This window comes from Psychrosphaera sp. 1_MG-2023 (assembly GCF_030548245.1).
GTDB classification, from domain to species: Bacteria; Pseudomonadota; Gammaproteobacteria; order Enterobacterales; family Alteromonadaceae; genus Psychrosphaera; species Psychrosphaera algicola.
The window spans coordinates 73020-95990 of the sequence record NZ_JAUORW010000007.1 but is presented as its reverse complement, the minus strand read 5'-3'; the positions used below and the strand labels follow the sequence as shown (position 1 = coordinate 95990).

The following is a 22971-nucleotide window of genomic DNA, read 5'->3' as shown; positions in this document are numbered from 1 at the left end:
AATGTAAAAATACATTGAATGTTAAATTTGACTTACACCCCATTAATTGTAATGGTAAAATCAGCCTAATTAAGGAACGATTAACTTGAGTTAATCAAATAATTTATCTAGTCTAGGATTGGGACGATGTTAGAGGCCCGAGTTGTATAAGCAAATAAGCTAAGAAGTGTGTATGTTACGAATTCGGATTTTTATATTATTGACTATACTATTTCACTCAAATGCCTTCGCGAAAGAGTGGGTTTACTATGTTACCAACGGCGATAATCTGTGGGACATAAGTAAAAAATATCTTAAAAGCCCTTCTTATTTCAAACAAGTTCAATCAATTAATAATGTGCTTTATCCTAAAAAACTAGCCCCTGGTACGCGCATTAGGATCCCGCTTGAATGGGTCAAAATTTTTGCCGCAGATGTGCAATTAATCTCATTAAACGGTAAAGCCTTGAAAGTCCAAAAGTCACAAACTTCACCAGCTAAAGCACTCGATGTCTTTACCCTTGGTGACGAGTTAGAAGTCCTCGCGCATTCTACAGCAACAATTCGGTTTGCCGACAATACGGAAATGACCATTTATGGTCCGGCTACGGTTGGTTTTGACCAGCTCCAACATTATGGTGAAACCGGAATGGTTGACACTAGTGTTCGACTCAAAGACGGAAAACTGGAAATTAGAGCCGAAAAAGCGAAAGGAGCAGGATCGCGCCTCGACATTACTACCGCTTCAGCGATTACCTCTGTGAGAGGTACTGTATTTAGAACGTCATCGGTTACCAAAAATGACATTACTCTTTCTTCTATTGAAGTATTAGAAGGGAAAGTTGCGGTAGCGTCAGGTGGCAAAGATGTCGACATCCCTAAAGGGTTTGGTGTCGTCGTCGCTGGAACAGGCAATATGTCAGAGCCTGAATCGCTTTTAGCCGCGCCGACATCGATGGCATTAGCCCCCGAAACAGTTAAACAAAACGTTGAAGTAAGTTGGCCTGCCGTTAACGAAGCGAGTCACTACCAATTTTCAATAGCAACTGATGTGCTTTTTTCTAATGTTGTCTATGCTAATAATGTGACCACAACAAGTTATGTTTTACCAACGCTAGACGAAGGTACATATTTTGTTCGAGTCGCGCCAGTGTCTAAAAGTGGCTTAATTGGCTTTAATATTCAAAAATCAACCATAGTAAATACAACACCAACTCCTCCAATGCAGTTGCAAAATATTTCGGTTTATCGTTTCTCCGGCTCTCGATTGGATTGGACTTCAAATAGCTCAAATAGCTACCGAGTTCAAATTGCATCAGATCGACATTTTAACAATATCATCTTGGATAAAAGTACATCTGAGAACAAGCTGGCTATTTCTGATGATTTAAACGTAGGCAACTATTATTGGCGAGTCGCAACAAGCTCCGCGAATAGCATTCTAAAACGTGGCCCCTTCTCTATGGCTGCCGAGTTGAACATTCGTCCGGTATTATTGTCGCCAAACTTGTTTATTTCGGTTAAAGATGAGCAAGTTACGGGGCGCTGGAAAGCACTGAAAAAAGGACTCGGCCTTGAAATTCAAACTAGCTCTGAAAGTGATTTTAAACAATTTAACAAGGTAATAACCACTGAAGCCGAGTATGTTTTTAAACCCCAATCAACAACTAAATTCTATGTCCGGGGCCGCTTAATACAAACTAAAGGCGGATACGAAGGTGACTGGTCTGGAACCTGTTTAGTTAATGTCACTAAGCAATTTGCAAAATGCGACATTGCCAACCTGGAGCTTACTAATTGATCGATTCTCCACCAATTCGACATACGCAATGGCGTGATTATCAACTTCATTTGATCATTTTGGGACTTGGGTTAGTACTGTTATTTAGCCCCGCAAAAACAACGGTAGAACAACTTATTTATGATCTAGTATTAAATACTCAGATAAAACAAAATAACAATCACGTCGCTGTTATTACCATCGACGATAAAAGTATCAACCAAATAGGACAATGGCCATGGGGGCGTGATACCCACGCTGATCTATTAAGTATCTTGGCGTCGAGCAATACCAAAGCTATTGGTTTTGACGTGATTTTTTCAGGTGCCAGTCGTTATCCGCAAGACGATGAGTTGTTTTCAGCGCAGCTAAAAAAATCAAACAATGTGGTTCTTGCTGTAGCACCTTCGGGCTCAACTCCATTTGCTACCGCAGAATATGAATTATTGCCAACGCCCCTTTTAGCTAAAAATGCAGCGATTTTAGGCCATGTCGATTTTGAATTAGACAGCGACGGTACCATAAGAAAAGTATTTTTAAATGCGGGCTATAAAGAAACAAAATGGCCAAGTTTTGGATTAGCACTAGCCTCTTTACACGACGAAACCGTAAATGCAATTGACTCAGATGTGGCACTTGGAAATGGTTGGGTTAGGAAAAACCCAAGACTCCTTTCATATCAACAAGTCAAAGGTGGAATTGATAGTTACTCTTATGTTGATGTGTTAAATGGCACCGTTGATCTAACTAAGCTGAATGATAAAGTGATTCTAATTGGGATGACGGCTTCGGCAATGGGTGATCGCTTTATTACGCCCACTTCGCCATCTCATAGCACCACACCTGGGGTATTTATTAACGCGCACCTTGTTAATGACATTCTAAATAAAACCGAAGTAATACCATTACCAAAATTGCTGTTAAACATAATTTATGGGATTAACGCCCTCTTAGTATTTTTTGTCTTTTTTAAAGTTAAGCTTAATCGAATGTTGCCAGTATTGATGGCGTTTATCGTTATCGACACTCTTGCCACGATTTTGTTATATAACTTAATAGCTTATTGGTTTTCTCCCATCGTATTAATTGCATCGCAATGCCTCATTTATGCTCTGTTTATTTTAGTCAAATCCGATCAACTATTTAGTGAAGTTTCGACCTTAAATCACAATTTAGTCCATGACCGAGTCACCTCGCTCGCTAATGAACTCGGACTCAATAATAAACTTAAAAAATTAACAAAGTCAGTAGATGAACCGGCGTTCCATTTGTTTACAATTAAGTTTGGTAAATTTAAAGGGATCAATGATTTACTTGGAACTGAAGCCGGTGATGAGCTGTTACTTACCGCCAAAGAGCAACTCCAAACACTATTTCCTAATGCCGTAGCAATGGCACGCTACCACGGTGCTGAATTTTCAATTTGCATCCCAGTTACTGGCAACAAAAACGAAATCGAAGATATAGGTAATTCGATATTAACTGCCTTTTCAAAACCGTTTCTGATCCGTGATCAACTGTTTAAACTGCCAGTTTGTATTGGCGTCGCAAGTTTTCCATCAGATGCCACCCATAGGCTGTCATTACTTGATGCGACAGAATCAGCCTTGCACAGAGCATTGGAAAAAAATGAATCTAATATGTGTGTTTATTCCCATGATATTAAGCTTAAATTAAAAGAACGGGCAAAACTTGAATCCGATTTGGCCAAAGCGCTAGACGAGGGGGAAATTGATATTTTCTATCAACCACAAGTTGATGCGAGCACAAGCAAAATTGTTGGCGCAGAAGCTCTAGCACGCTGGCATCACCCAGAGCTTGGCATGATTAGTCCAGACGTATTTATTCCAATTGCGGAGAGCACAGGGCTTATTATCGACATCGGTAACTGGATATTATGTAAAGCATGTAAACGGGCGAAAAAAATCCAAAATAACGGCAATCCAACATTTAGAATTGCAGTCAACTTGTCTTCCATTCAGTTTGCTCATTCACGCCTTATTGAAGAAGTTGAGGCCGCACTTTCATCTTCGGGATTAGCTCCAGAATTTTTGGAATTAGAGTTAACTGAAAGTTGTGTTGTTGACGATATTAATGCCGCTGTCACCACCTTAAACCAGCTCAAAAAAATAGGTATTAGTTTATCAATTGATGACTTTGGTACGGGCTACTCTTCATTAAGCTATCTCAAACACTTCCCGATGGACCGAATTAAGATCGACCGTTCTTTTGTTAGTGGTATTCACGATGGACAGAACAACCAAGAAATTACCTTAGCCATTATTGCTATGGCCAATAGCCTAAATATGAAGGTCATTGCAGAGGGTATTGAAACTCCTGAGCAACAATCGTTTCTGAGTGAAAATAAGGTTGATGAACTCCAGGGATTTTACTTTGGTAAACCTGTCCCTGTCGACCAACTAGAAGACTTGCTGGCAAGTAAAACCCAAACAGTTGAGAACGATTAACTCGTGACACCTATACGTCCATGACAAGTTGTAGTACTTGAAGTAATGCAGTGTTGCAGCGTTAAAAAATAAAAAACCGACATGACGTCGGTTTTTTTGGTTATCGCTTTTATACGACAATCATTTACTTAAGAAAATACAGATTTAACATCACTTAAGTTTTTAGTGAATTCTTCGCTATTGAAAAACTTCAGGTCTGGAATAACGCCTTTTTCAACATAAGGTTTTAACATTTCGTTGGTATCAGCATTTTTACCTAAAATCTTGTTATAGATAGCGCCAACACGAACAAAATCTAAGTAACTTACTTTCTCAGTTTGATACGTTAGGTCATTCCAGTTTTCAGCAACTTCAATAAACTCACCAGTAAATTCCCAAGAGCGCATAATTGCGCCCCCAAGTTTACCAGCCATACGTTTAATTGCCGCTTCTAAGAAACTAGGGTTAGCGAACACTTCTTCGTGACGTTCTGCTTCAGTTAAAATTGGTAATACGCCAATCGTGTGGACAAGAGCAACCAAAGTTAATGTGTCAATATTGATCGAAGAGTGCTTGTTCTCTTTTAACCAGCATTGCATAACGGCCATTGATACGCATGCAACATTTACTGTTTTTTGCCATGTTTTGGTCATGTAATCTTTAACCAATTCATTTCTTGAAACAAACAGTTGTTCCATTGCAATTGCTGTAGCTATATTTTTTATTTGACGCAGACCAATACGAGTAACAGCTTGGTTAAGTGTTTCAACCTTAACTGAACGTCCCATAAAAGCACTGTTAGCAACTTTAACCATACGCGCAGAAAGTGCTGGATCAAAAGCAATAACATCTGCCATCGCTAACAAATTTACATCAGGGTCATCCGCGGCTTCGCGTATTTTAATTGCGATTTCAGGTAGCGTTGGTAAAACCAAAGAATCGCTTTGTATCTTTTCAACCAAAATTGTTAATAAGGCATTCTCAGTAGACATATAGTTTCCTTTAATTGCACATGAGGTGATTAACGGTAAATCACATAAGCTGTGTCTGTTTTTAATGTTAATCTAAATCAATGATTTCACAACTTGTTTTATGATAAAAAAGCAAAGTAAATTGAGACAAAATAATAAAATCAATAGATTGCCTATTATTTACCCTACTTTATGATAAATCACGAGAATCTTGAGCCGTTTGTAACATAGCACGGCTATCCTGTAAGAACTCTTTTGACTTTTCACCAAACCAATTTGCAACCTCACCAAAACGTTGTTTAAACGCTTCTTTATCGTCACGTTTCAAGTCATCAACAGCCTGATCGAGTTCACGGCTAAAGGTATCGGCTAGTTCAATGGCTGAACTGGCACCATAAATGATATCAGCATAGAGCTCAGCGTTTTGCGCAAACAACCTTCCCGTCATCGCCAATTCAAGTCGGTATATTGGTGAACTTAATCTTAATAACTTATTGAGGTCGGCACCTTGTTCAGATAAAAAGCGTCCATACACATAAGTTGTGAAGTGGCGCATAGCTTGAATAAGCTGCATGCTTTTATCATGTTCAGCTGCGTCATCGTGTTGCAGTACAACACCCCAAATTGAAATTTGACGTAACAACCAGTCGTATTTATCTGACTCACGTCCTTCACACACAACGACAACTTGTTTTACAAAGTTAGGTACGTCAGGGCCAAACATTGGGTGCAAACCAACAACGGGTCCCGCATGGGCGTTTAACATTGCAGCCAAAGGCTCTGCTTTTAATGAAGTTAAATCAGCCAATATGCAGTCTTGAGGTAATGGTGGTAGTTGCTTGATAACCATAGGTGTTAATTTAATTGGTACTGCAACAATAACGGCGCTTGCGCCCTCGACAATTTCAGCGGCATTGGCCCAATCTTGTTGTTCGATCACTGAAACCTGATATTCACTGCGCTCAAACATTTCGACAAATCTGCGGCCTAACACGCCAGCGCCACCGACGATTACAATTTTGGCGCCAGGGTTAACACATCGGTATGCATGATGTTGAGTTTGATAGCTCTCACGCATAATTCGGCGTAAAAGATCTTCGACTAAATCGGGCGAAACATTTAGTGAAGTAGCTAAATCTCGACGTTCCGAAATAAGTTCGGCTTCACGAACTGGGTCGTAAATTGGTTTCCCCACTTCTCTTTTATATACGCCAACGGCAGCAGTAACCTGCTGCCGTTTCGCTAAGAGTTCAACCAATTGAATATCGAGTTGGTCTATTTGTTCTCTTAAATTTTCTATTGCCACTAGGCGCCTCCTAGGCGTGTGTCGTTTCTTTTTTAGCTACAACCGCAAGTAATCTCTGGTGGTATTCTAGCACTAACTCTTCCGTCGTTTGCCAGTCAATACAACCGTCGGTGATAGACACGCCATATTTTAATTTAGATAAGTCCGCATCCAGTTTTTGGTTACCCGCGTTGATATGGCTTTCAATCATGATCCCAACAATTGAATCATCGCCTTGTTCAATTTGGCCTAACACATCTCTTGCTACTTCACCTTGGCGGTTAAAGTCTTTATATGAATTTGCGTGAGAACAATCAACTATAATTGCAGGATTGTAACCAGATTTGGTCAATGAATCAGCCGCTGATTTAACGTGCTCTTGTTGATAATTAGGTTGTTTACCACCACGCAGAATCAAATGTGCATCAGGATTACCAACCGTTTGCATAATTGTCACTTGGCCCTGTTCATTAATTCCAAGGAAGTTATGACCGCTACCAGCTGCACCAATTGCGTTAAGTGCGATATTTACGTTGCCGTCTGTACCGTTTTTAAAGCCAACAGGCATAGACAAACCACTCGCCATTTCTCTGTGTGTTTGCGATTCAGTTGTACGCGCACCAATAGCAGACCAAGATACTAGGTCAGACAAATATTGTGGTGAAATAGGATCAAGTGCTTCTGTCGCAACTGGGATCTCTTGGTCGGTCAACCACAACATTAGTTCACGAGCTTTATTTAAGCCTGTTTCAATGTCGAATGTTCCATCTAAGTGCGGATCGTTTATAAGTCCTTTCCAACCTACTGTTGTGCGTGGTTTCTCAAAATAAACACGCATCACAATAAATTGAGTATCAAGACAAGTCTCTTGTAATGCTTTAAGTTTTAGCGCGTATTCTTTTGCAGCTGCAATATCATGGATTGAGCAAGGTCCCATGATCACTAAAGTACGCGGATCTTTTTTATGAATGATATTTGAAATAGTAAGACGTGAATTTGAAATAAACTCTGCGTTTGCCGGCGACAGGGGTAATGCTGTCTTCATTACACTTGGCATTACTAGTACGCGCTCAGACGTTACATTTACGTTGTTTAAAATATCTCGTTGCATGTTGTTTTCCTCTCTATCCACCAAACGCAAAAAACCCAGCCATCATCTATGCACCAATTTGGGACAAACAAAGACAAACACCTTTATACTTAACTCAGTGTGTAAACTTAAAATTACAGTGTGTATTGAATTAATTACACAATAAGAAAATGACCAGCATCTGTCAACCCGAACGTAGGTATTTTTTTGCAATTAGTTGAATTTATCCAAGTTTTATATGGTTGGAATAAAAGAAGTGGATTTTGCATTGTCTAATAAGGTAACAGTTGCCCTTATACCCATAGCAGTAGGCTTCGGTGTATTTGCAGACAAATTAATATTTGTGATCAAAAAAGAATACTATCGACCCAATTAATCAATCTTATATTTTGAATTGAAAGCTTTGTGAATTGAAAGCTTTGTGAATTGAAAGCTTTGTGAATTGAAAGCTTTGTAAATTGAAAGTTTTGTGAATAAAACGTTAACTGAAAACAACGTGTTATAGAGGATTGGTATAAAAGCTCGTCAAATATTGTTAAAACGAATAATGATACTGGCTAAAATTAAGTTCTTTCCCTGCCACAGATAAAGCTTTGAACTGCCGAACAATAGAATGTTGGGCTTTGGCAGCTGTGAATGATTCGCCATTCATAATTAAATTCTAGGAACTTAAAAACAAATGGCTCTTTACTTGGTCTAAACCGGTATATACATGCTAGGCCGAGTTATCGTTTAAGATAAATTCGAGAAACTAACAATCCAACTAAGAAGTAAATAGAAAATACCCCACCACTTTTTGAGTCTTTTTCGGGTTGGTCATCTTCCTCGGTTTCGGTTTCGGTTTCAGTTTCCGTATCTGAGGTAAAGGTCGCCGTAACGTCATAATCTTGAGCTAGATAAAAATGACAAATATCAAACGCTTCGTTTTTATACCATCGAAAATCTTGCTCGTTAAAAACCGACGTTGCAATATCGTTTAGCCCATCACCGTCTAAATCTCCAATTGCGGTTGCAGTCACACCATCGAAATGTACACCAATTTTTTGATCTGCACTAAAGGTTCCGTCTTCCATTTGAATGTTTAAAATTAACGCCCCTTTCCAGTAGTCAGTTGTGATCAAATCCAGTTTACTGTCGCTATTAACATAACCAAGCGCAACGCCATAAGTACCATACCCCTTTCTTGCAAGTTGCGTTTCATATGTGTCGCCATTATTCTTAAAAATGAAACTAGAGTAGGTTGTAATAGACGCTGCAGCAATATCCAAATCGCCGTCGCCATCAACGTCACCCGAATCTAATGTAATTATTCCTTCACCTTCAGAAATCAACTTGTCAGCAACAAAAGTGTCATCTTGGTTGATATACCATCTTAATTGCGCATCAGTAATCGTAGCTTCTAATCTTCCAAGGTCACTCGAATAATCAGCTTCAAAACTTGAAATTAGTAGATCATATTCACCGTCACTATTGATGTCGTGCACTACAACTGCATAAGGCGAAATGTCTTCGAATACCAAGGTTTCAATTTTCTCGAAACCATCGAGGCCCTTATTACCAAATATTGTGATTGTCTTAGCACCAAAGTCAGTTACAACAATATCAAGGCTGCCATCCTTGTCCCAATCAACAGCGGTTAATGCTGAGTTATAGTTAAATTGATTGCCGATCAAAACAGGCGTATCAAAGCCATTGCCGTTGTTGTATAAGATTTCAACCTTTTTGCTAAATAGCCAATTAGTAACGACATCATTTTGACCGTCATTATTAAAATCATTGATTATTATACTTTTGGCACCCAACGACTGTTCTGTGACTGGGAATAAATTTTCAGTGCCGCTAAAATAACCAATTTCATCTTGAATGCATAAATTGTCGTCCCAGTGACTAAACTCCCAATTTTCACTGGCATTATGTTCCAGAGTAATTAGTGCGTTTTTAGGGTAATTAAGGACACAGTCATCGGTGCAAGAATCCTCTTGGCTACTAATAAGAACTTCACCTTTGCCAACGATACTCAAGTTTAAATTCTCAGCGTGAGCACCAGACATACCTGCGACAACGACGAGCCATATTCCTATTTGGTAGACCAATTTCATCTATTTTTCCTTTTTATTTTTTTAGTTTTTAGTTTTTAGTTTTTAGTTTTTAGTTTTTAGTAAAAAACGCTTAGTTATTAGTTGCGCTATTTTCACTCAATTAGTATCTAAGTGTTTGTTATAGCACCATTATTAGTTAAAGCTAAACCTTAAAAACAATCGTAATTTTGGGTTATTAGAATTATGTATACAAATATGTCCATTGAAAAATAAGCTAGAACAACAGTCCGGCAAATATTCTCGGATTAATACAAACCAGCCTGATAACCAAAGTTGATATTTTTTGGTTTGTCATCCGAACAGGATATGGGGGCGAAGAAGCGCAACAATAAAAATCACTTTGTCATCTAAATCTATCCAATGTGTTAATAAAAATTAGGCAATAAAAAACCGGCCGGAGCCGGTTTTCTTTATGTTTTTGTAGTCATTACAAAACTTATTCTACTGTTGTAACTGTTAACTGCTTAGTTACATCATCAAACGAGAATCTATATTGACCCGCAGGTTGTTGGAAACTGATGTTTTTAGAATCGTTTCCATGCGTTGTATCAAATGGCACACCTAGTTCAATTACGTTAGTGCCTGCAGCTTCTTGCTCTGCACTTGCACCGTAGTTGAATCCAAATGACCCACCCCAACCTTCGTCGGCTATTTTAAAGAAGCCTGTTCCAGTTGTAGTTACAACACTTGAGTAAACATGGCCCGCTTCTGCGTCGTTACCTGCATCAGATGGTTCGAAGTTCAAACGCATTGTTTCGTCTGCCCCCCAGTCACCTGAGCCGTAAATACCGCCACGAATGTAGATTGGCGCTTCAACAACTTTCAACTCACCTTTTGTCTTACCATCGAATGAAATTGAGAACTCATACGCTGTAGACTCAGTCGGTGACACAGTAAAGTTACCATTCTCGCCGATTGCTAATGCGCCATCCGCTGTAGAATAGTCATATGCGCCAGGACCTAAATCTAGTGCGCCACCCCATGCTTTACTTGCAAACTTAAATGCATGTGTGCCACCAGCTTCAAGACCATAAACCAATGAATATTCACGAGTATCTTCGTTATATTTAGCTTCGTCTTCATCTGGTGCAGGGTCACCCCAACCTGTCATCGTTCCGCGAATGTATACTTTTTCAGTTCCATACGGCACGCCTGGTTGTACTAGCAACGTAGGATTAGCAACATCTGAAAGGTCTAAAACAACGTCAAATTCACCGTCAGATGCCACCACTAAGGATAATGCGCTACCATCATTTTCTAATGTCAGAGCTTCACCTATAGTGACATCAGCATCGCCTGTCTTACCACCAACAGCAAAGCCATTGTCAGCGTCGGCTAAAACCAATGAATAAGTTCCTGCGGTTAATGCAACTTTTGATGCGGCATATTGACCATTACTCGTATAAGCAAGCTCAATTGGGTCATTAGCATCAATTGTTAACATTGGAAACGCAGCTACTGGTGTTTTATTAATAGTCAAAGTTGCCTCTGACGATTTAGCAGCATCAAACTCAAACAGGTAGAATGAATCAGATTCCAAAGAAATCGACATATCTTGACCAACACCTTCACCAGCGGTTAAAGCGATTGTTCCACCAACACTTGGGGTATCTCCACCTTTTACGCCACCGTAAGTGGTAGGTTCTGACCAATTTGCATCTGCAACTTTGAAGAAGTAGCTTGTTTCACATTGAGTGACACAGGCAAAATCATCGAAGTTAGCATTAGCCGCCAATGTCAGCTTAGAACCTTCTGTTAAAGCATAAGTCTGCGTATCAGACGTCGGTGCATCAACACCATCAGGTAGACTCAACATATGTGTGCCGTCACCTAATGTAACTGACGTGCCATCAGCAAGCATCAATACCGAACCCGCAGGGATAGAATTAACAGCCAACACTTCACCGTCAGGTAAAGTTAGCGTTTCGCCAGCTTCAATCATCACTTCTATCTGTTTACCTGCAACATGACTTAGTGATGAACCTTCTGGGTGATCGGTATACGTTAAATGATAAGCATAGTGGCCGTCACCTTTGTGCGTAAATTGCGCAGTTTCCAGTGGGTCACCCCAACCATTAAAGCCGCCACGTAGGTAAACAGTGGTTTCCGTTGGGTCAAACTCTTCTATACATTTAGACGCGATATCTGTTTGGCCAACACCGACTGGGTATGAACCTGCAGGGCAATCTAAGATTTCTTGGCCTAAACATGCTTCACCTGATGCATCAAGTGCTGTTCCCCAACCACATGATTTACTGCCAGCAGAGGCACCAAAAAACGGATGTTGGTTAGCTAAGAAAACGCCGTCGATAAAGTTCGCTGGGAAACCTTCTTGGAAGAAGACCCGCTTGTCTATGTCGTGGAATACAACGTCGCCGCTATTACCTAATGGGATCATTGCATCGTTTTGAGTAATGAATTTATCACCACTGCTTTTGTGGTAAACAATAAAGTTACCGCAATTGTCGTGCCCATCAACTAGATCTAAAACCCAAAACATACCGTAATTAGGATCAATGCCTGCTGGCGATTTACCTTGGCCCCAGCTCGTAACACTAGCATTGTCGCCATCTTCGGCGTACGCAGTACAGTTACTATTGTTCCAGGTATGGATAGTTATGCCTTCATAGTTAGCTGAATCCTGCTCACCATTTTTACGGAAATAAACTACTGCTTGACCCGTCCCTGCCATATCAATAGGTGCAGGCGCATCAGCAATAGGGTTTGCTTCAGGTGTAATACAGTCGTATGTTCCTGATTCATCCAAAATTTTGTAGTTTGGACATTCCGTCGGCGGTGTGTAACACAATTCTTGATTATCTAATGCACTATTGATTGATAGTTCTAAGCCACGCTTAGCTCTATCAAGACGCTGTGAAGCACCTAAATAGTCAGAATAAGGAATTTGTGCAAACCAAGAGTCAAACCAAGTATCAAAGTTGTCACCAAAAATGACATCTTGTTTTTGACCGACTTTAAACGCTTTAGCTTCCGCTTTTGCAATTACCTGACGTGCAACTTCTTCTTCAGTCAAACCAAATTGATTAGTGTGACCGGTAGCGGCAGTCGCAAAAGCAGCGTAAAGATCAGCAGCGCCGTAATCGTAAGTATACGCAGTTCCAGTTGCGGACAAATCATTGCTATTCCAAGCAGTAATTTCCGCATCTGACCATGTACCTGCCGGATCGACGATTGCACGTAAACTGTCTTTTTCATCTTGAGTTAGTGGATAAAAATCTGAATCTATTGATTGCACGATATCTGGTAATTGGCATACCAAACCAGACGCTGCAGTTTCAATTACACCAGTGACAGCATTTACCTGCCCGGGTGTTGTCAGAACATTTTTTTCAATTTTTTCATCCTCTGTACTACAGCCACTTAAGACTGTTGTCGTTGCAATTAATGCAACTGCCAAAGGTTTTAACTTAAAATTCATAGGAAATAACTCCATTAACTAGTGTTTAGTCATTAGGTGCTATTAAAATGTTATCCCCAGAAGCATTGGCTTCTAAGGTTTTTGGTAAAACGTAACCCTGTCGATACTGCTCTACTACTGGTTGTTGCCTAGTGGTAGATTACATTTATTTTACCTGTCCGAAATCGCTGATTACAAAACACTCAACACCATGAAAGATAATAGACGCTTAGGCCTTTGTATATATAGAACGGACTTGCATACCCATGAATACGTATGCGTGCCAAACAAGCTTGTTAATTACTAATTTGTTGATTATGTTTAGCGACGTTGCCAGAAAAAATAATCAAAAAGTGTATAAACGCTATTTAAATGTGAAAAGTTTAGTCCGAAATAAACGCAGTCACACTCTTCAACAAAAATAACAACAACTTGTTTGAGGAATACACATGAAAAAGTTTAAGCCCAGCGCGCTTTCACTTGCGTTAATGTTAGGCGGTGTCTCGTTTGCAACTTTGCCTACGTACGCAGCTGAAGATGACGAACCAAAAGCAGCTGAAGAAGACGTAGAAGTCATCGAAGTACGTGGTTTCCGTCGCAGTCTTATAGAATCACTAAATACCAAACGTTATTCAGATACTGTTGTAGAAGCAGTTTCCGCAGATGACATGGGTGCATTACCAGACGTATCAATCGCCGACGCGATTTCACGATTACCTGGTGTTACTGCCGTTCGTTCTGGTGGTCAATCTAGTGAACTAAATATACGCGGTATGTCAGGTGGATTTGTATTTTCTACCTTAAATGGCCGTGAAGTCGTTACTGATGAAGGTGGTCGTTCTGTTCAATTTGACCAATACCCATCAGAACTCATAAACCAAGTACAAGTATACAAATCACAAAAAGCGTCACTTGTTGAAGGTGGTGTTGCCGGTTCTATCGAACTTAAAACGGCAAATGCTTTGGAAAATGACGAAGACCACACTTTCGCAATCCAAACCAAACTTAGTTACAACGATTCTGCTGATGAACATCCAGATGCAGATCCGCTAGGTAACCGTATCAGTTTCTCGTATCAAGGTAAGTTCCTAGATGAAACGGTTGGTGTTTCTTTGGGTTATGCGCGTTTGCAACAACCAAAGATATCTACACAGTTTGTAAATTATCAACCGCGACTCGCTAAGTTACCAATTGATGGCTTAGAAGATGGTGGTTTGTCACAACCTGTCATCGATACCGACGGCAACGTCGTACTTGATGAAAATGGCAACGAAGTGATGGAATCAGGTTATTACATCATTCCACAGGGTTTTGAATTAATGGCTCGCGGTGGTGAAGAACTTCGCCAAGGTGTTATGGGGTCACTGACCTATCAACCTACTGATGAACTTACCATCAAAGGTGACTTCTTCTATTCTAAGTTTGATTCACAAGGTATAGACCGCGGTTACCGTGTTAATGGTATTGGTTCAATTGCAGATGGTAATTCAATTTACTTCCAGAACCCAGTATTTGCGGGTGACAATAATGAATACCTAGTTGGTGGTTCGTATTATAGAGATGTCGATGACAATCCGGATAACAACCCTCCGTACCCACGTTATGCAAATACATTAACATTCCAAACTCAAGCGGATGACAACACGACAAACAGTGAAGTTAAGTCTTTTGGTTTTAATGTTAACTATTTAATCTCCGATGACTTAGAAATGACATTAGATATTGCCCATTCAAGCGGTGAGTCTGACTACCGTGACGAAGTTATGCGTTTATGGGTTTCTGAAGATGCATCTGCAGCAATGCCTGTTGTTACTGACAACATTGTTGTTAATGTCGATTATAATGGCTTAGAATTACCTGATATTTCGTTTAATGACGATGTTCAAGGTGCGTTAACCGATCCGTCACGCATGATGGTTGGTTCACTTGAGAAGTACCCTCATTTAGAGAAAAACGAAGCAAACTCTGTACGTTTAGACTTTAAATATACGCTTGATAATGATTATTTATCGGGTATTGAAACAGGTGTTCGCTATGCTGACAGAAGTTATAGCAACCGTCGTCAAGCATACAACTACTGTGACATTGCCAATTACGGTCAATTGTTGCGTAATGGTCAATACGTTTTAGGTTACGATGAAAATCAACAACCTGAAGAAACGTGTATGCCTTATCAGCTACAAGATGGCGATTATGAAATTGTGCAACTTGAAGGTGAGTTTTCTAACTTCCCAGCGTTTATTGGTGTAGATAATACTTACATTGAAAATGTCTGGTTAAAAAGCCAAGGTGAAGATACGACCGCTCGTCAAGATTGGGCCTACGATTGGACAATCTGGCAAGAAAGCCTTGTTGAAGAAGAAACTTTATCGTTTTATCTTCAAGCAAACTTAGATACTGAAATAGGTGGCTTCCCGCTAACAGGTAACATTGGTGCTCGTATAATTCATACGGAACAATCAGCGACTGGTGTTGAAGATCCTGTTGTCGCTGGCGGTGGCGACCCTATTACTGATGACTTTGGTGAGACAAGAACAACTTATCTTCACACGACTCTAGGTATCGATTACACCGACGTTTTACCATCAATGAACTTAAATGTTCAATTGACGGAAAACGACCAACTTCGCTTTGCAGCGGCACGTGTAATGTCACGTCCTGACATGAACAACATGGCAGTAAGTGGTGCATGGTCGTTTGGTGAAGACAAAGAAAAAGGTGTTGCAAAAGAAGCCGATTTAAATCGTGATACGTCTCCAGAAGTTCGCCCGTTTTATGCAAATCAATATGATTTGTCTTATGAGCATTATTTCTCGGAAACTGAAGGCGCAATCGTAGTTGCACTTTATTACAAAGACATCGAAAACTTCCCAGAGAAAACGACGTTACGTGATTACGACTTTGAAGCAAATGGCATTACACCGCCAGCTGTAGATCCAAATGATGAATCGCAAACACCTGTGCCATCTGGTGACTACCATGTTCTTCTAAACAACGGTAAGGGCGGTTATTTCCGCGGGATTGAAGTTGCATATACGCAAACATTCAGTTTCTTACCAGGTGCATTTGAAGGCTTAGGTATCAGTGCAAGTTACTCTTACACAGAATCTGAAGTTGAATCTGAATTTGCGGCAGTATCTGGGCAAGACGATGTTAAATCGCCATATCCATTCCTATCACCAAGAGTATGGACAGCAGCCTTGTTTTACGATTACGACGACAAATTCGCAACCCGAATTAATGCGCGCTATCGTGAAGAGTACGTTGGTAACCAAATTGCTATCGGTGATGAACAACAAGCCTTCTTCGCAGAAGAACTTATTGTCGACTACCAGGCGTCATGGCAGTTCACAGAAGAACTACAAGGTATTTTCTCAGTTAATAACTTAACTGACGAACCTAACCGTTCTTACTTTGGTAGCCAAGCGGCTACAGGTACGTTGCAGTACTTCGGTCGTCAATTCTACGTAGGTCTAAACGCTAAGTTTTAATCTACAATAGAAAAAAGTCCTTAATAAACTGCCGCTTCTGCGGCAGTTTTTATTTTCGGGACACGATATTTACGTTATGTTAATTAATCTACTTCTGTCAGGTAAAGTCGAAAAACAAACACTATGAACAGTCTTATAAAAAATGTCGTAATTGTTGGCGGTGGATCAGCGGGATGGATGACAGCCGCGATGTTAGCTAAACAACTGAACAGCTCAGTCAACATCACATTAATTGAATCTGAAGAAATTGGCACTATCGGTGTTGGCGAAGCCACCATTCCACCAATCAAACGATTTAACGCTCTTTTAGGAATAGATGAATCCGAGTTTATTAAATTTTGTAACGGCAGCATAAAATTAGCGATTGAGTTTGAAAACTGGCGGACACAAAACCACAAATATATGCACCCGTTTGGTTCATTTGCTACTGACTTTGACTACATGCCGTTCCCTTACTTCTGGCTGCAGGCAAAACTCAATGGCGACAAACGTGAGCTGCAAGAGTTTTCAATGGCGTGGCAGTTAGCTAGCAACAACAAATTTATGTTACCGAGCACTGACCCTAAATCATTAAGTTATAACTTTGACTATGCTTATCATTTTGACGCAGGTCTATACGCGAAGTTTCTCAGAGCATTCGCAGAAAAACTCGGGGTTAATCGCATTGAAGGCAAAGTGGTTAATGTCGTCAGCAACTCTGTTAACCAACATATAGAATCGGTTACTTTGGCGACTAAGCAACAAGTTGATGGCGATTTTTTTGTCGACTGCAGCGGCCAACGCGCCATATTACTTGGTGATACATTGGGTGTTGAATTTGAAGATTGGGGAGAACATTTATTTAATGACCGTGCAATTGCAGTTCAATCGGCTCATATGACAAGTATATCGCCCTATACACGCTCTATAGCTCACCATGCAGGCTGGCAATGGCGAATTCCACTACAGACTCGCATGGGTAATGGAAATGTCTACAGCAGCGATTACATGAGTGATGACGAAGCATTAACCACACTGACCTCAGCAATTGATGGCCCACTCCTAACTGAGCCAAATGTTATCAAATTTAAAACCGGTCGAAGAACAAAAAGTTGGCAACATAACTGTATCGCTATTGGGCTTTCAGCTGGATTTTTAGAGCCACTTGAATCTACCAGCCTGCATTTAATACAAAGCGCTATTATGCGACTTGTTAGATTGTTTCCAGACAATTCATGTTCACCTTTATTGCAGGATGAATTTAACCAAGAAACGCAAAAAGAATATGAACACCTGCGAGACTTTATTATTTTGCATTATAAAGCCACAGAACGTAATGACAGCCCATACTGGCAACGTTGCCAAGAAATGGATATTCCAGCGTCATTACAACGTAAAATTGACTTATTTAAGCAACATGGGCATTTAGTTGCCCACGACAAAGAACTATTTAAGCAGGATAACTGGCTAGCGGTATTAACAGGACAAGGTATTTTACCACAGGCTGTTGCCCCGATTATGGCTGGAAAAACTCAGTTTGATTTGACAAGAACATTAGACGGAATAGAAAAAAATCTTAAAGCAACGGCGGCAAACAGTTTGAGCCATGAAATGTATTTAGCCAAACATTGGCGTCATATTCCGGCTGATTAACGATTGTATTCGCCTTATTTTACACCTGTGTTGATAGCGCCTATGTTAATTTTGATTAGCTTTTATATTAGCTTTTATATTAGCTTTTAGACTCGCTTTTGAGTCTATTTATAGACTTGAACCGTAATGCTCAATAAGCTATTTGAATTACTTCAAATAGCTTTACATACCTCCGGTGACATCAACAAAGGTCCCTGTTGAAAACGATGAACTGTCAGAAGCTAACCAGTAGATCGCCTCGGCGACTTCAATTGGCAACCCACCTCGTTTAAGTGGTATTTTAGTTTTTAACCTATCGACTCTTGTTGGTTCACCGCCATCGGAGTGCATGTCCGTATAGATAAGTCCAGGCCGGACACAATTAACTCGAATGCCCTCATCCGCAACTTCTAATGACAATCCTTTGGTTAAAGTATCAATGGCTCCTTTAGATGCGGCGTAATCAATATATTCATTTGGAGAGCCACTGCGTGCTGCCCCAGAAGATACATTGACTATCGCGCCGCCTGCACCGCCATTAGCGGTCGACATACGTTTTATCGCTTCTCGACAACATAAAAATGCACTTGTCACATTATTAACAAGAACTGTATTAATTCGTTCAGCGCTCATATCAACTAATCGACTTTGAGTTTGTAAAACTGCAGCATTATTAACTAAGACACTTAGCGGACCAAACTTATCGTCGATGGTAGAAAACAGTCGTAATACATCAGCTTCGTTAGCTACATCGGCTTGAACTGTTATGCAGTATCCGCCCTCAGCAGTAATTTCTTTGGCAAGACTCGTGGCGGCTTTACTATTTGATTTGTAATTAATGCAAACTGCATAGCCGTGTTGAGCAAACAACTTTGCAGTCGCCGCGCCAATACCTCGACCACCACCGGTGATAAGTGCAACTTTCTGATTATCCATAGTTAACCTTTTCAACGATTTGTCGATTTTAAGCCTTAACCTCAAAAACAATAGATCCGCGCATAACGATGAAACCTATTCAGCTAAGCAATTACGCCCTGCCTGTTTGGCTCGGTAAAGGGCTTCGTCAGATTGCTTTAAAACCTGGTCAAAATCTTTCAGCTCACCTTCACGTTCGGCTACGCCAATACTAATAGTGACATTTACAAATTTTGTACCACCGGCGTTTTTCTTACGCTTACTTTTACCGTCTTGAGGCTCTTCAGGACGGTCATCATTGCGGATAGCCATTTGATAATTTGCGATATTCTCACGAACCTGTTCTAAAAATGGAATTGCATAGTTGACCGATTTATTTGGGAATACGATGGTAAATTCTTCGCCACCATAGCGATAAGCCTTGCCACCGCCTTTAACTTCATCGAGTTTACTCGCCACGAGTCGCAATACTTGGTCGCCAACATCGTGCCCATAAGTGTCATTAAACTTTTTAAAATGGTCTACATCTAACATTGCCAATGTATATTTTTTGCCCAATGAAATTGACGACTGCAATAATGCTCGACGTGCAGCCAAACCGGTCAACTCATCCGAAAATGCCATCTGGTAAGAATCCGATAACACGGCGTGGATCAAAAGCACACCAAATAGTATGTAGCAGATCATCTGAATTTGACTATCAAACTTACCAAAATGCATTATCGTTAAACCAAATGCTATTGCCCACAAATTAGCATTCATTTGGTTTGGTTTTACTAATTGGCGCGCAAACAACACGATTAAGCCAATAGTCACTACCAACATATCAACTTGAAATGTTTCAGAAAGATTTGCGGTTGATGACAAGGTGACAAATTTAAATTCTAAAATTTGATTAAGTGTAATCGATTGGTTAAAACGATAATTGATTAGGAAAACGATAAATAACAATAGTAACCGACCGAGACCATGGCGACCCCAGACAGCTTTATTCTGATCAAAACTAAACAAACAAATAACGGCCAATTGACTAATAAAAAACAAACTTGAATGTAAACGAAGGTTTTGAAAGTCGTCAATTTTGGCTATTGTTGCCCAGCCGATCATTAAAAATAGGACGATATAGATAATGCGAGTTTGATTGAAACGCAGGGCCAAAATGATTGTGGCTACAAACAATAAAAAAGGTGTTTGTAATATGATCCCCTGCCAAGCTGACAAGTCAACCCATTGCATTGCAACTGCAAAAATTACGCTACAAAAGATCAGACTTGGAAACGCAACCGCTTTAAAAAATGCAGAAATATTATACTTCAAACTTAGTTCTACCCATTATTATTATTTTTGGTACCAGGCACCCAATACTTTGGCATTAGCCGCGCCGGTGACGCTTGGTGAGTTACTTTCAATATTGTTTACTCGGCAATACGCCAACCAAGCGAACGCCATGGCTTCTAAAGAGTCAGGGCATACACCAAATTCTAAACTTGATGTTACCAACGTATTAGGAAGATTATTCACTAACTCAGCCATAAGATGAGTATTATGCACACCACCGCCACAGACGATCAATTGTTTAATATTAAATTTTGGTTCTAAGCTGATTTTGATTGCCTGAATCGTCAAGGCGAGCAAAGTTGCCTGCACATCCTGCGGCAATAATGGCGCATTTTCCTCTTCAACAATTGAGATTAATCGTTCTAGCCAGGGCAAATTGAAGTGCTCTTTGCCTGTACTTTTTGGGGGTAATTTTAGAAAATAAGGGTCGGATAAACACAACGCTAAAAGTTGCCTATTTACCTTCCCCGTTGCCGCCCATTCACCATTTTTATCATAACGGCTACCGGTATGCTGAAAACACCACTTGTCTAATAATGTATTAGCCGGACCAGTATCAAAACCGATTAAACGACCGGTAGCATCGGTTAGTGTGATATTGGCAATCCCGCCCAAATTAACCACGGCGGTTTGCTCAAGATTGTTAAATACCGCACGATGAAAAGGGGGAACTAATGGTGCACCTTGACCACCAACAGCGACATCCGCCATTCGAAAATCATTCACGACGTCTATTTTAGTCAACGCGGCCAACTTACTGCCGTCACCAATTTGCTTTGAAAAATACGTTGGAGAATTCGGAAAATGCCTAATGGTTATGCCGTGGCAGCCTATCGCTTTTATATCAGATGCGTTCAATTCACTTTCTGCAAGTAGCTGGATTACGGCATCTGCAAATAAGTGTGCTAACTGTACTTCAGTTTTAAATAACCTTGTTAGATTAAATTCGTCGGCGTGGCACAACAAAGATAATGTATTGGTCAGTTCTGATGGGATCGGTATTTCAATACTTTGAAGTAGTTTAACATCAACTGAATTTGAATCATGAGCGCTAATCGCTACCAAAGCGCCATCGACACCATCTAAACTGGTGCCGGACATTAAACCAATGTAATACTCAGGCGCAATCATTTGGCCGTCTATATTAGCGCATTGCCAGCAGCAAATTTTTACTGTGGTTTAAACGACCAAGACGTTCAGATGCAAAGCTTAAAAATAACGGTTTTTCTTTACCTGCAATTGGATTTGCTTTTGGTAATGACACAGTTCTAGGATTACGGTGAGTACCGTTAACTAAAAATTCGTAATGTAAATGCGGACCAGCGGCCAATCCGGTGCTACCGACTAGTCCAATCAACTGGCCTTGCTTAACTCGTTGGCCGGTCTTCACTTTTCGCTTAGAGAAGTGAATGTACTTAGTGGTTATACCGCCGCCATGTTCAACAAAAACATGATGACCATTAAATTTGTCATAGCCTGAACGGATAACTTTACCGTCACCAGCGGCAACAACAGGTGTCCCTGTACTTGCGGCATAATCAACGCCACGGTGTGCTTTATAACGCTTTTGCACTGGGTGGTAGCGACGATTGGTAAAGTTAGAACTAATATATTTAAAGCTGACAGGCGCACGTAAAAAAGCTTTACGCATACTATCACCGTCTGGCGTATAATAACGACCATCGGTATATCGAACCGCAGTGAATGTATCGTCTTGATTCACAAATTCTGCTGCGAGAATATCGCCAAAACCGGCAAATTCACCGTCTACATATATCTCTTCAACTAGGGTATAAAATTTATCACCTTCGCGTATATCTAACGCAAAATCCACATCCCAAGCAAATACATTAGCAAGATTCATAATGAGGTTATCTGTCAAGCCTGCGGCAGTTCCAGCATTCCAAAAGTTAGAAGCGATATGGCCTTCAAAATAACGCTCCGTCGTAACAATTTCTTTATCTTCTATCGTCGCAACAAAACCACCCTCATCGGTCAGTTTAGACGACAGGGTACGTATTGCGTCGAGAGGATAATATAGGGCAATAAATTGATCATCTTGATCAAATTCAAAGGTGAGCTCTTTACCAACCACTAATTTGGTAAAGTTATTCGCAACGTCACCTGAACGGACAATTGCCAACATGGTTTTCTGGGGAAGTTTTTCACGTTTAAAAATAGTCGCTAATGAATCACCATTACGAATTTCAACGTGTTTTTGATAAGTCTCAAATTCAACTTCAGTGCTGATATTTTTCAGCTCTAGCGGCAAAGGATATTCTTTACCAACGGCGAGTGACGCATAATTCGCAACAACTGCATGAGCAGGTTTAGACGCAACAGCAGATTCAGAGGGCAATAAAAGAACAATCGCTAAAATAGATGCGACTGCAGCCAAAATGTATTTATGGGGATTCGGGAACGTTTCTAATAACTGTTTCATAACTCACATTTCTAAATGAAATGTACTCTCACATGTACCAAAGTGCTTTGAGAATAGCACTTCAATGATTTGGATCCAACCACTTTACGTAGCGGATCCAAACC

At 40.3% G+C, this 22971-nt stretch carries 13 protein-coding genes; 4 read left to right on the top strand and 9 right to left on the bottom strand.

Annotation, left to right across the window (positions count from 1 at the left end):
• The first annotated feature begins 199 nt into the window (after positions 1 to 199).
• Both Q4575_RS08410 and Q4575_RS08405 read left to right on the top strand, forming a co-directional pair.
• The gene (locus Q4575_RS08410; RefSeq protein ID WP_303522317.1) at positions 200 to 1780 is read left to right on the top strand and encodes a FecR domain-containing protein; all 1581 of its coding nucleotides are present in this window, start codon (positions 200 to 202) and stop codon (positions 1778 to 1780) included.
• A complete protein-coding gene (locus Q4575_RS08405; protein WP_303522315.1) occupies positions 1777 to 4227 on the top strand; it encodes an EAL domain-containing protein in 2451 nt (816 codons plus the stop codon). Before Q4575_RS08410 ends, Q4575_RS08405 begins: the two co-directional genes overlap by 4 nt.
• Positions 4228 to 4355: 128 nt before the next feature.
• On the opposite strand, the gene Q4575_RS08400 is transcribed toward Q4575_RS08405, so the two are convergent.
• The 5 genes from Q4575_RS08400 to Q4575_RS08380 all read right to left on the bottom strand — a co-directional run bounded on the left by Q4575_RS08400 (position 4356) and on the right by Q4575_RS08380 (position 13090).
• Positions 4356 to 5198 carry an HDOD domain-containing protein gene (locus Q4575_RS08400; RefSeq protein WP_215965456.1) on the bottom strand — a complete coding sequence of 281 codons (843 nt, stop codon included), beginning with the start codon at positions 5196 to 5198 and terminating at the stop codon, positions 4356 to 4358.
• A 169-nt stretch (positions 5199 to 5367) separates the two neighbouring features.
• Entirely contained in the window at positions 5368 to 6483 is a 1116-nt protein-coding gene (gene tyrA / locus Q4575_RS08395; protein WP_215965455.1) for a bifunctional chorismate mutase/prephenate dehydrogenase, read from the bottom strand.
• Between the two features lie 10 nt (positions 6484 to 6493).
• Positions 6494 to 7573 carry a 3-deoxy-7-phosphoheptulonate synthase gene (locus Q4575_RS08390; protein WP_215965454.1) on the bottom strand — a complete coding sequence of 360 codons (1080 nt, stop codon included), beginning with the start codon at positions 7571 to 7573 and terminating at the stop codon, positions 6494 to 6496.
• A gap of 704 nt (positions 7574 to 8277) precedes the next feature.
• Positions 8278 to 9651, bottom strand: a complete 1374-nt coding sequence (locus tag Q4575_RS08385; RefSeq protein ID WP_303522312.1) for a VCBS repeat-containing protein — start codon at positions 9649 to 9651, stop codon at positions 8278 to 8280.
• 436 nt (positions 9652 to 10087) lie between these two features.
• A complete protein-coding gene (locus Q4575_RS08380; protein WP_303522311.1) occupies positions 10088 to 13090 on the bottom strand; it encodes a pullulanase-associated domain-containing protein in 3003 nt (1000 codons plus the stop codon).
• Between the two features lie 428 nt (positions 13091 to 13518).
• Between Q4575_RS08380 and Q4575_RS08375 the strand changes: the two genes are divergently transcribed.
• Both Q4575_RS08375 and Q4575_RS08370 read left to right on the top strand, forming a co-directional pair.
• A complete protein-coding gene (locus Q4575_RS08375) occupies positions 13519 to 16560 on the top strand; it encodes a TonB-dependent receptor (RefSeq protein WP_303522309.1) in 3042 nt (1013 codons plus the stop codon).
• A gap of 123 nt (positions 16561 to 16683) precedes the next feature.
• Positions 16684 to 18192, top strand: coding sequence for a tryptophan halogenase family protein (locus Q4575_RS08370; RefSeq protein WP_303522307.1), 1509 nt, complete (start codon positions 16684 to 16686; stop codon positions 18190 to 18192).
• Positions 18193 to 18354: 162 nt separating this feature from the next.
• On the opposite strand, the gene Q4575_RS08365 is transcribed toward Q4575_RS08370, so the two are convergent.
• From Q4575_RS08365 to Q4575_RS08350, 4 genes are all read right to left on the bottom strand, one after another.
• Entirely contained in the window at positions 18355 to 19107 is a 753-nt protein-coding gene (locus Q4575_RS08365; RefSeq protein ID WP_303522305.1) for an SDR family oxidoreductase, read from the bottom strand.
• A gap of 75 nt (positions 19108 to 19182) precedes the next feature.
• A complete protein-coding gene (locus Q4575_RS08360) occupies positions 19183 to 20403 on the bottom strand; it encodes a GGDEF domain-containing protein (RefSeq protein ID WP_252736545.1) in 1221 nt (406 codons plus the stop codon).
• A 21-nt stretch (positions 20404 to 20424) separates the two neighbouring features.
• Positions 20425 to 21555 carry an anhydro-N-acetylmuramic acid kinase gene (locus Q4575_RS08355; protein ID WP_215965448.1) on the bottom strand — a complete coding sequence of 377 codons (1131 nt, stop codon included), beginning with the start codon at positions 21553 to 21555 and terminating at the stop codon, positions 20425 to 20427.
• Between the two features lie 13 nt (positions 21556 to 21568).
• Positions 21569 to 22867, bottom strand: coding sequence for a peptidoglycan DD-metalloendopeptidase family protein (locus Q4575_RS08350; protein ID WP_215965447.1), 1299 nt, complete (start codon positions 22865 to 22867; stop codon positions 21569 to 21571).
• Between the last annotated feature and the right edge of the window lie 104 nt (positions 22868 to 22971).

Bases quoted from the DNA above. Each gene is read 5' to 3' on its own strand.
- Q4575_RS08400 (WP_215965456.1), bottom strand. From the start codon at position 5,198: ATGTCTACTGAGAATGCCTTATTAACAATTTTGGTTGAAAAGATACAA.
- Q4575_RS08390 (WP_215965454.1), bottom strand. From the start codon at position 7,573: ATGCAACGAGATATTTTAAACAACGTAAATGTAACGTCTGAGCGCGTA.
- Q4575_RS08385 (WP_303522312.1), bottom strand. From the start codon at position 9,651: ATGAAATTGGTCTACCAAATAGGAATATGGCTCGTCGTTGTCGCAGGT.
- Q4575_RS08380 (WP_303522311.1), bottom strand. From the start codon at position 13,090: ATGAATTTTAAGTTAAAACCTTTGGCAGTTGCATTAATTGCAACGACA.
- Q4575_RS08375 (WP_303522309.1), top strand. From the start codon at position 13,519: ATGAAAAAGTTTAAGCCCAGCGCGCTTTCACTTGCGTTAATGTTAGGC.
- Q4575_RS08370 (WP_303522307.1), top strand. From the start codon at position 16,684: ATGAACAGTCTTATAAAAAATGTCGTAATTGTTGGCGGTGGATCAGCG.
- Q4575_RS08365 (WP_303522305.1), bottom strand. From the start codon at position 19,107: ATGGATAATCAGAAAGTTGCACTTATCACCGGTGGTGGTCGAGGTATT.
- Q4575_RS08355 (WP_215965448.1), bottom strand. From the start codon at position 21,555: ATGATTGCGCCTGAGTATTACATTGGTTTAATGTCCGGCACCAGTTTA.
- Q4575_RS08350 (WP_215965447.1), bottom strand. From the start codon at position 22,867: ATGAAACAGTTATTAGAAACGTTCCCGAATCCCCATAAATACATTTTG.